This window comes from Desulfosarcina sp., from assembly GCF_041551955.1.
GTDB lineage: Bacteria > Desulfobacterota > Desulfobacteria > Desulfobacterales > Desulfosarcinaceae > Desulfosarcina.
In genome coordinates this window covers 1-10,037 of sequence record NZ_JBFELV010000156.1, presented here as the reverse complement: position 1 = coordinate 10,037, position 10,037 = coordinate 1, and the positions used below count along the sequence as shown (strand labels likewise).

General features: G+C 55.6%; 11 protein-coding genes. 9 read left to right on the top strand and 2 right to left on the bottom strand.

Features of this window, described 5'->3' with window-relative positions; translation table 11 throughout:
- From ABYV26_RS13205 to ABYV26_RS13195, 3 genes are all read left to right on the top strand, one after another.
- Nucleotides 1-539, top strand: a 539-nt coding sequence (locus ABYV26_RS13205; protein ID WP_372681707.1) for a hypothetical protein, incomplete at its 5' end; no start/stop codon positions are given.
- 43 nt (nt 540-582) lie between these two features.
- A complete protein-coding gene (locus ABYV26_RS13200; RefSeq protein WP_372681706.1) occupies nt 583-1,863 on the top strand; it encodes an O-antigen ligase family protein in 1,281 nt (426 codons plus the stop codon).
- Between the two features lie 72 nt (nt 1,864-1,935).
- Nucleotides 1,936-3,075, top strand: coding sequence for a glycosyltransferase family 4 protein (locus ABYV26_RS13195; protein WP_372681704.1), 1,140 nt, complete (start codon nt 1,936-1,938; stop codon nt 3,073-3,075).
- A gap of 51 nt (nt 3,076-3,126) precedes the next feature.
- Here the strand turns inward: ABYV26_RS13195 and ABYV26_RS13190 are convergent, their stop codons facing one another.
- Nucleotides 3,127-3,900: a glycosyltransferase family 2 protein gene (locus ABYV26_RS13190; protein WP_372681703.1), complete on the bottom strand. Its 774-nt coding sequence runs from the start codon at nt 3,898-3,900 to the stop codon at nt 3,127-3,129.
- A gap of 74 nt (nt 3,901-3,974) precedes the next feature.
- Nucleotides 3,975-5,699, bottom strand: a complete 1,725-nt coding sequence (locus ABYV26_RS13185; RefSeq protein WP_372681702.1) for an ABC transporter ATP-binding protein — start codon at nt 5,697-5,699, stop codon at nt 3,975-3,977.
- Between the two features lie 338 nt (nt 5,700-6,037).
- Between ABYV26_RS13185 and ABYV26_RS13180 the strand changes: the two genes are divergently transcribed.
- The 6 genes from ABYV26_RS13180 to ABYV26_RS13155 all read left to right on the top strand — a co-directional run.
- Nucleotides 6,038-6,991, top strand: a complete 954-nt coding sequence (locus tag ABYV26_RS13180; protein WP_372681700.1) for a hypothetical protein — start codon at nt 6,038-6,040, stop codon at nt 6,989-6,991.
- A 168-nt stretch (nt 6,992-7,159) separates the two neighbouring features.
- Nucleotides 7,160-7,735, top strand: a complete 576-nt coding sequence (locus ABYV26_RS13175; protein ID WP_372681698.1) for an SIS domain-containing protein — start codon at nt 7,160-7,162, stop codon at nt 7,733-7,735.
- Nucleotides 7,732-9,225 carry a bifunctional D-glycero-beta-D-manno-heptose-7-phosphate kinase/D-glycero-beta-D-manno-heptose 1-phosphate adenylyltransferase HldE gene (hldE, locus tag ABYV26_RS13170; RefSeq protein ID WP_372681696.1) on the top strand — a complete coding sequence of 498 codons (1,494 nt, stop codon included), beginning with the start codon at nt 7,732-7,734 and terminating at the stop codon, nt 9,223-9,225. Before ABYV26_RS13175 ends, hldE begins: the two co-directional genes overlap by 4 nt.
- A 13-nt stretch (nt 9,226-9,238) precedes the next feature.
- Nucleotides 9,239-9,412 (top strand): Trm112 family protein, encoded by a 174-nt coding sequence (locus ABYV26_RS13165; RefSeq protein WP_372681694.1) that lies wholly within the window; start codon nt 9,239-9,241, stop codon nt 9,410-9,412.
- Nucleotides 9,409-9,945 (top strand): DUF4416 family protein, encoded by a 537-nt coding sequence (locus tag ABYV26_RS13160; RefSeq protein ID WP_372681692.1) that lies wholly within the window; start codon nt 9,409-9,411, stop codon nt 9,943-9,945. Before ABYV26_RS13165 ends, ABYV26_RS13160 begins: the two co-directional genes overlap by 4 nt.
- Nucleotides 9,942-10,037 (top strand): YicC/YloC family endoribonuclease (locus ABYV26_RS13155; protein WP_372681709.1); only part of this gene is annotated, 96 nt, incomplete at its 3' end. The genes ABYV26_RS13160 and ABYV26_RS13155, both read left to right, overlap by 4 nt.

The window sequence follows — 10,037 nt, the reverse complement described above, 5'->3', positions numbered from 1 at the left end:
CTGACTTCCTCGATCATGCGGGCGTGCCTTTTACCATCCGGCATGAATCGGAAGAGCTTTTTAGTTTTGCCGCCACTTATGACGATTCGATCATCGAAGATTTTCAGCGGATGGCGATCAAGTTCATGCGTCTGTTCAATCGTACCGGCCCGCTTTATAACTTTGGTTACTCGCCGCTGATCTGGTCATGCAAGGTGCTGAAGCATCTTTACGAAGAATTTATCGTCCCGAAGCATCAAACCATTTTCACGTTGCTGATGAAATACCCATGTGAAATGCAATTGTACGGCGAATACCTTCACTATTCCAACGCCATTCCAATGGTTACGAAAAAACCACTGTTTAAGGTTTATCATTATGATGAACAGTTTTTCAGAGAGCAGGAATTTGGGCAGAATGAACATTCCCTGTCAAAAGACTATCTAGGCATTGTAATGCAGTCCAATTGGGCCTCCCCTAAAAAAAGAACGACGGGTACTCGAATAAAGCTGTTCATTCGAAAATACAGAAAGCGCATCAAAGGGTATTTCGACAAGTAAACCGATGCAGCCTGCGCCGCACTCCCTATGGCAGAGTGAATCAATGGAACCGCTATCAGAGAAGATGGACAATCCGGAACATACTTGGAAAAGATTGAAACAGGGTGTGCTTGTCCTCCTCCTGTTCTCCTTTTTTTTAAATGCGTTCCCTCATGTAAATGCGATCAGGGACATCGCCTTTGTACTTGCGGTCATCGGCTTTCTGGCATTGGTCGTAAAAAAACGGATCCGTCCCTGCCTTGCCTCCCCGCTTTCTCTGCCGCTCTTGCTGTTATTGGTCTGGGCCTTTATCACGTCGGTGTTTGCCTACAAAACAAGCGACAGTTTTGACAGTCTCTTCTCGCATCTGTTCAAGTACCTGATTCTCTTATTTGTCACCGCAAATGTGATCGACAATCATGCGAAAATAAGGTGGTTGACACGCATTTTTATCGTTTCCACACTGTTTTTCTGTATCGGTGCTGTCGTGTATTATTACGCCATCCAACCTAATCCATGGTCAGCAAGGCTGGGTTTCAGTGCCGCGGCCCACAACATCATCTGTTTTGGCGCCAACCTGGCGGTGATTTACTCGATCTATGAATTCAAAGTTACGAAATCATTTTACATAAAATCGTTGGTGGTTGTTTCGGCTTTGGTCTTTATCGCCACCACATACTTAACCCAGTCCCGGGGGGGGATCCTGGCACTGGCGGCATCCGGGATCTGCCTTTTCCTATTGGAAAAGAAGATAAAAATACTCTTTGCGCTATTATTGATGATCGGCGTCGGCTTGATGGTCTCGCCAATTAAAGATCGATTTCTGGATTTTAAATCCATCAGCAACCAGCATCGTATTGGTGCCACCTATTATTACCTGGAGGTTTTCAAGGATCATCCGGTCATGGGTATCGGCTATGCCATCGACATCTTCGACAATGAAAACGTATATGCCAGTGAGACCTATTTTCAACGAATCCCGGAAGTCTACAGAAAAGACATCTATACGGGATTCCCACACAGCATGTTTTTAAGCATCGGTGTCCGAACGGGTGTCGTGGGAGTAGGCTTGTACCTATATCTTCTGGCGGTTTTCTTCTACATGGGGATTAAAATCGCTCTGCGTGGAGATGGTGATCCATCCAAGACCATGGCCGCCACCCTGGTGGCGGCCATGGTCATGTTCCTGGTCGGCGGGTTGTTCGAACCGGTGTTCATTCACCACCTGGACACCATATTCTTCTCGTTGCTGGCAATGATTGCAGCGCTCTGGTGCGCAGCCTTTCCCGATGCCCGCTTCCCGGGATCCGGGTTGGGGTTGGCCGGGCGCCGCCGTCAGCCATGATCCTGCCAGATTCGGGACCATTTCTCAACCGACCATTCATCCCCTTGGCTGCTGAAACCAATGGAAAATCACATGGACACCCGCCGCAGATTAAAAATCGCCGTCGCCATCAAAAATTTTGCCATCACCGGTGGTGCAGAAAAATACGCAGTGGAGATTGCCACCCGAATGGTTGCGCGCGGACACGATGTGCATGTGTATGCCCGCGAGGTCGACACCGGCCTGACCCACGGCATGACGGTGCATCGGCTGCCCTACCGCCTGCGTTTTTCCAGCGTGCTCAGTCTGTATGCCTATGCCCGACAGATCACCCAACAGATTCAACACGGCGATTACGATATTGTCCACAGCCATGACAGGGGATGTGCGTGCGATGTGGCAACCATTCACACCTTCTCTTACCTTCACAACCTGGAAACACGATCCGTATTCAAGAAGCTAAATGATTATTATCTGAGCCCCAGGGGGCGTCTGTATGGGGTACTCGAACGGAAACAGATGCGCTCACGGGCCCTTGTGGCGGTTTCTCGGATCGTTCAAGCGGATATCAAAAAATATTCGGGCAGATCGACAGGCATCCATGTCGTCACCCCCGGTGTTGATCTGGACGCCTTCAGCCCGGTAGCCGTCGACACCCAAAGGCAAGCCGATCCTGACGGACGATCCTACCCAAGCGAAGAAGGACCGATCCGTCTTTTGTTTGTGGGTTCCGAGTTCCGCAGAAAGGGGCTGGACGCGCTGCTGCGCGAACTGCCGAATAACATGACCCTCACCGTGGTGGGCAAGGGCGAACGGCGTCACCATTACCAACAGCTGGTGCATGCGATGGGGCTGGGCCAACGGGTCATTTTCGAAGGTTTGTGCGATGATGTGCGCCCATTTTATCTTGCCGCTCATCTGCTGGTCCTGCCGTCCTTACGCGAAGCCTTCGGCATGGCCGCCCTGGAAGCCATGGCCTGTGGCCTGCCCGTAGTCGTCAGCACGGCCGCCGGTGTCGCGTCTATCGTCGACAACGGTTACAACGGATTCGTGTTTTCCCATCCCGCGGAACTCAAGGCGATCCTGGAGCGATTGTCGGACCCCAACCTGAGGAAAACAATCGGCCAGAACGCAAGGCGTACTGCCATGCGCCACACCTGGGATCGTGCTGCGGAACAGTATGAGGCCCTCTATTGGGATGTTTACGACAAGAAACGAAAGGGGCGAGTCTAACCCGCCACACGGTGGGTTGTTGGTGTTCACGCTAAAATCACGACCCCGGGATCAGGATGGCCTGCTCCGGTGGCGCAAGGCTTCCAAACATTTAGCGTATTTCATGAACGAGCCGCCGGCGTTGAGCAGGGCGATCATGAATCCATCGAATCCATCCAACACCCCCAGCCGAAGTCCGTAAACCTGTACAAACGTCCACCATCCGTGCAGAAGGGGAGACCATGGGTAGGTGGAATGCCCGCGGGCGACCATCTGGGCCGCGCCGAGTGTGGAGTAACGCTGGAGCTTGTCGATCATGTCGGCATAGTTGCGAAAACTGTGATGCTCGATGACGCCGGGCAGGGGGAGCACCTTGCCGTCGGTCAGCCATTGTTCGTGAACCATGTCGTCGCTGAATCGTCCCTGCCGGCGGTCAACCAGGCGAAGCAGCGGATCGGGCCACCAGCCGCAGTGGCGGATCCAGCGGCCGTGCAGGAAATTTTTGCGTTGGAATTCAAACGCGGCTACCCCGTCCGGGGGAAAACGGACGGCCTGATGGATGGCCTCGGCGGACTTTTCGTCGACGCGCTCATCGGCATCCAGCAGAAGGATCCAATCATGGCGGCAATGGTCGACGGCGAACTGCTTTTGCGGACCAAATCCCGAAAAGGGCTGGTAAATGATCTTGGCGCCGAATTCTTCGGCAATTGCTATCGTGTCATCCGTACTGCCTGAATCCACGATGACCAATTCGTCGGCAAAGCCTACGCTCCGGAGGCAATCGGCAATGCGACCAGCCTCGTTGTGTGTGATGACCGCAACCGATACCTTGTTGGTATGTCTCATAGAACGGTTTCCCGCCGGCCTGTGGCGCTGGACGGTCCTTTCGATCGATTAAAGCGAGGCAGCGTCGAGTGATCTCAGTCGAGCTTTCTTGATTCCGTCGGGTCAGCGTTGGCCGCGTATTGCATGTTATATAATTTGCCGTACTCACCCTTGCGGGACAAAAGCGTCTGGTGGGTACCTTCCTCCACAATGCAGCCGCCGACAACCACCGCAATGCGGTCGGCGCCGGCAACGGTGGAGAGCCGATGGGCAATCACCACCGTCGTCCGTCCGTGCATCAGGTTTTCCAATGCTTTTTGAACGACGGCTTCGGCTTCGGAGTCCAGGGATGACGTGGCTTCATCCAGAATCAGGATGGGTGCGTCCTTGATCAGCGCCCGGGCAATGCACAGCCGCTGTTTTTCCCCTCCGGACAGCCGCCCGCCCAACTCGCCGATCATGGTGTCATACCCGCTCGGAAAACGCATAATGAAATCGTGCGCAAAAGCTGCCTTTGCCGCCGCGACGATCTGCGCTTCGGTGGCATCGGGCCTGCCATAGGCGATATTGTCGCGCACCGTTTCATTAAACAGAATCGGCTCCTGGGTGACAATGGAGATCTGACGCCGAAGGTCGGCCACGGCAAATTCGCGAACATCGATACCGTCGATGCGGATATGGCCGGCAGTGACATCAAAAAAGCGGGGAATCAGGTTGGCCATGGTGCTCTTCCCCCCGCCGCTCATCCCCACAAGGGCCAATACCTGACCCCGGTCGACCTTGAGATGGATGCCCTTGAGCACTTCCTGGTCGCCGTAGCTGAAATGAACATTATCAAACTGCACGTCGTGGGAACCGCTTTCAATCGGATGGGGGGAGGTGGGATCCTGGATGTCCGACGGGGTTTCGACAATATCGAAAACACGATCGGCCGCTGCCAGGCCCTGCTGAATCGAATTGTTCAGATGGCTCAGCTTCTTGACCGGGTCATATAAGAGCAGCACGCATGCCAGAAAGCTCATGAACGTGCCCGGTGTGGTCTTGCCGTCGATGACTTCCGACCCCCCGTACCAGATGACGAAGGCGATGCCCAACCCGCCAAAAAACTCCATGATCGGCGAGGAGAGGGCGCGTACAATGACCCCCTTGATTTCTAGAGAGAATAGCCGGCTGGTTCTATCGAAGAAGCGCTGTTTTTCGTGCTGCTCCATGCCGAAGGCCTTGACGATCTTGTTGCCGCTAAACGTCTCGTGCAGAAACGCGTTCATTTCGGCCATGGCCTGCTGGCATCCGGTGCTCACCCGTCTGACTTTCCGTCCCAGGAAGAAGACCGGCCAGAAAGCTGCCGGCAGGACGATGAAGGCGATGATCGCCATACGCCAGTTTTGATAGAAGATCACCGCCGTCAGGCCGATGATCGTCGAGGCGTCACGCAGGGATCCGGTGACGGCCGAAGAGACCATGGCCTTGAGAATATTGACATCGTTGGTGATGCGCGACATGAGCGTCCCGGTGCGTTCCTTCTGGAAAAAGGCCAGGGGGAGGTCCTGGATACGGTCGTAAAGCTGGTTGCGCAGTCGGCGAATGATATCTTCGCCGACATAGTTCATGAAATACTCCTGGCCGTAACTGCCCACCCCTTTGACAAAAAAAACGGCAACGACGAACAGAGGCAGCAACACCAGACCGGTGGTATCCTTATTGACGAAAATATCGTCGATCACCGGTTTGATCAGGTACCCCGTCGCGGTGGTGGCCCCCGATATCATCAGGCTGCAGCCGGCGGCGAAAACCAGGCGCCCGCTGTTCTTTTTTATCAAGGACAAGATCCGCCGATGTCGGTCCTTTATTTCCATCTTTAAAAAGTGCTTCACACGGTTTTTCCCTTTTCATCGTTCAACACACGACATTTATGAATCTGACGTGCCCGTAATTAACCCATGGGACGCCATTTGTAAATAATTCGCTTAAAAGTTCCTGGATTTAAAGGCTATGCGTGGGGCGACGGGAATCTTCCTTTAGGATAACCATTGCCAAGCGTTAACCGGCATTATATAAAAGCGGCGATCACGAACCGACCCAACGTATTTTTTTCAGCACGACCACGGGAAAGTGGTTTTTCCTGTTTGGTGAGACAACTGTCAGCGGAAGCAGAATCATGCCCTATCAAGAGATCGATCTTTCCAGAATTGAGACATACCAGGCATCGGCACGGGCTTCAAAGGTAACGACGGCGCTTGAAGGCAGCCCCATGCAACGCGGTTTGCGCATGTCGGCCTTTTTGGATCGTCTGCCGGCCGTCTTGAAAGCGGATGACCTCAAGGCCGTCGCCCGAGCCGTGGTGGGTGCCCAGCGCCTGGGAAAACCGGTGCTGGTCATGTTCGGCGGTCATGTCATCAAAACCGGCTGTGCACCGGTGCTGGCCGGTTTGGCGGCCGACGGATTCATCACCCACCTGGCGTCCAATGGTGCGGCGGCCATTCACGATACCGAACTGGCAAGGTTGGGCCACACGTCGGAGGATGTGGCTGCGCAGCTGGAAGACGGCTCCTTCGGCATGGCGTCGGACACAGCGTTTCTGGTCAACCATGCAGCCAAACGGGCAGCCGCCGGCCAGGAAGGGTTTGGTGAGGCGGTGGGGGCCCTGCTGCTCGAAGAGAATGCTCCGCATGTAAAGCGCGCCTTGATTGCCCACGCCCATCGGTTGAAGATTCCCTACACCCTCCACGTGGCCGTGGGCACCGACATCGTCCACCAGCACCCGACGGCCAGCGGGGCCGCTATCGGTGAGGCCTCGCTGAGAGATTTCCGCATTTTTGCGTCGACCGTTTCCAAACTGGGTGGCGGCGGTGTGGTCCTCAACCTGGGCAGCGCGGTGGTTATGCCGGAGGTCTTTTTAAAGGCCCTGGCCGTGGCCCGCAACCTGGGATATCCGGTCAAAGATTTCACCACGGCCAATTTTGACATGATTCAGCACTACCGTCCCGGCGTCAATGTGGTCCAGCGGCCGGTGCTGGCAGGCGGCCGCGGTTATGCGATTACGGGCCACCACGAAATCATGATTCCCCTGCTCGCCGCAGCGATTTATGAGTATGCGGAATCCGACGCCTGATGTAGGCCCCTAATCCTGGAATTCGTGTTTCTTTTGGTCAGAAAACAACGGATAAATCACTTAAGTGCTGCAAATCATGCCTGTCTATGGTATTCAATCCCACCTTTCAGCATGGCGTAGCAGGCACAACCCCCTATCCGTCACCGAAAAATGGGAGAGCAAAAAAACATGCTGAACACCATGATCGACGCCCATGTCCAATGCATGCAAAACCTCAAAACCATGGAACCGGCCTTGCGTCTGGTGGGCGATATGCTTTTGCAGTGCCTGCTCGACGGCTGTAAGATCATGATTTGCGGCAACGGCGGAAGCGCCAGTGACGCCCAGCACTTTGCCGCCGAGATCGTGGGCCGGTTTGAGAGAGAACGGCGTGCCTATCCTGCCGTGGCACTGTCCACGGATACCTCTATTCTCACCGCCGTGGGAAATGACTACGGCTACGATGAAGTGTTTGCCCGACAGGTGGATGGCCTCGGCCGACCGGGAGATGTCCTGTTGGGCATTTCCACCTCCGGTGGCTCGCCCAACGTGATCAGGGCCGTGAAGCGAGGCAAGTCCCTGGGCCTGAGGACCGTGGGATTGTTGGGAAAAGACGGCGGCGACCTTAAACGCATGGTGGATCATGCCATCGTGGTGGAAAGTGCCGCCACAGCCCGCATCCAGGAGATCCATATCTTTATCCTGCACTACTGGGCCTGGCAGATTGAGAGCGGTCTGCCCCAATTAACCGGAGATCAGGTGTGAGCGCCAATCCTTCCTATAGCCGTCTTGCCGGCCAGCTGGCACGTACCAAAGTCCTCGTGGTCGGCGATCTGATGCTCGACTGCTACTATTGGGGGGATGTGCGCCGGATTTCTCCGGAAGCGCCGGTGCCGGTGGTCAAGGTGAACGTCAATCAGAAAACCTTTCGGCTGGGAGGTGCGGGGAACGTCGCCGCCAATCTCTCCGGTTTGGGATGCACGGCCGCCGTTATCGGACTGATCGGACAGGACGCGGCGTCAATCCAACTGAAGGACCTGCTGGCCGGCGCCAACATTCAGGACCATTGCCTGGTCGATGCCAGTCGTCCCACGACCACCAAGACACGGATTATGGCCAGCAAGCAGCAGGTGGTGCGGGTCGACGAAGAGGACGGCAGCGGCATTGGCGCCCAGTCGGCCGACCGCCTGCGCACGGCGGTCGAAGCGGTGCTGCCTTCCGTGGATGCACTGATACTGTCCGACTACGGCAAGGGCATGTTTGATTCCATTGACTTCGTTCAGGCGATCATCCAGTCCTGTCGGAAGATGAGCATCCCCGTCTTTATCGATCCCAAGGGCAGGGATTGGAGTCGTTATGCCGGTGCCACCTGCGTCACCCCCAACACAGCTGAACTGGAGCTGGCCGTCGGCAGCGAGGTCAAGGGGGAAAGCGGTTTTATCCCCGCCGCCAGTGATATTCGACGGCGGTTGGGCCTGGACTGGCTGCTGGTCACCCGGGGACCCAAAGGTATGGCCTTGTTCAGTGAGGATGCATCACCGGTGATGATTGCCGCCCGGGCCCGGGAGGTGTTTGACGTGTCCGGTGCTGGCGACACGGTTATTGCCACCTTGGCGGCTTGCGTGGCCGGCGGCATGCGCTTTCCCGAAGCGGCTGGTGTAGCTAACACGGCTGCCGGTATTGTCGTGGGGAAACTAGGCACGTGGGCGGTCCGCTGGTCCGAACTGGCCGACGCGCTGCTGGATGAAGCGGAAAAGAAGCCGGCGTCGACGCTGTGGAAAGTGGCCGACGTCCAAGAGGCCTCTGCGCGGCTCTCCCGGTGGCGGCAGGCGGAGCAGCGGATTGTTTTTACCAACGGCTGTTTCGATCTGCTGCATCCCGGTCATGTCAGCCTGCTTCACCAGGCCCGGCAATTGGGGGACCGGCTGATCGTGGGGTTGAATACCGACGCGTCCATCCGACGGCTCAAAGGGGAACAGCGACCCATTCTTTCGGGACAAGATCGGGCCGCCATTCTCAGCGCGCTCGAAGACGTCGACATGGTGGTTTTTTTTGATGAAGACACCCCATTGAATCTCATCGGACAACTCAAACCGGATATTTTGGTCAAAGGTGCGGACTACCGGGCTGCCGACGTGGTCGGCAAATCGATCGTCGAGTCTTATGGCGGCCAAGTCCGTCTGGTGGATATCCTCCAGGGGCACAGCACCACCGCCATTGCAAACAAATTGTCCGGCAAGGGAACCCAAAGATAAAAAGGAGATCGTCATGGCCATCAACCAGGAACTGCTTGACATCCTTGCCTGTCCCCAGTGCAAAGGGGAAATCCACCTCAACGACGCCGAAGACGGACTGATCTGCGAAGCGTGCCGCCTGGTTTATGAAATCCGGGACGACATCCCCATCATGCTGATCGAAGAGGCCAAGCCGCTTAACCCATGAGTCTGCCCCAGCCACCTACGCCGGCCAAACTGATTGTGGGTTTTTTCGTCAAGGAAAAGACGCTTGCCGAGGATATCGCCCAAGCGTTGCAGGACCGGTTGGGCCCCGTCGACATGATCAGCGCCTGGATCAATTTTGATTTTACGACGTACTATGAAAAGGAGATGGGGGCACCGCTGAGTCGGCGGTTGATCGTTTTTAAAAGGCTTGTCGAGCAGACCGAACTGGCCGCGATCAAGCGGATGACCAATGCGGTGGAACAAACCTACCAGCGGCAAGGGCAGCGTCGGGTTAATATCGATCCGGGATATCTAGTGCCCGAACGATTCGTTCTGGCCACCGGGAAAAACTTTACCCATCGTATATACATTGGCCAAGGCATCTATGCGGATCTGACGCTGATCTATCAAAAAGGGGCCTTTCGCACGCTGCCGTGGACCTACCCGGACTATGCCGACAAGCACCTGATTGACTTTCTAACCCTGGTCCGGAAAAAATATATGCTGGATGTAAAGCAAGGGGAACAGCCATGATCAAGAGCATGACCGCTTATGCCCGGTCGGAAAAGCAAACCGCTGCCTACACCGTTCGTGTGGAAGTGCGTACATTCAACAGCCGGCATCTG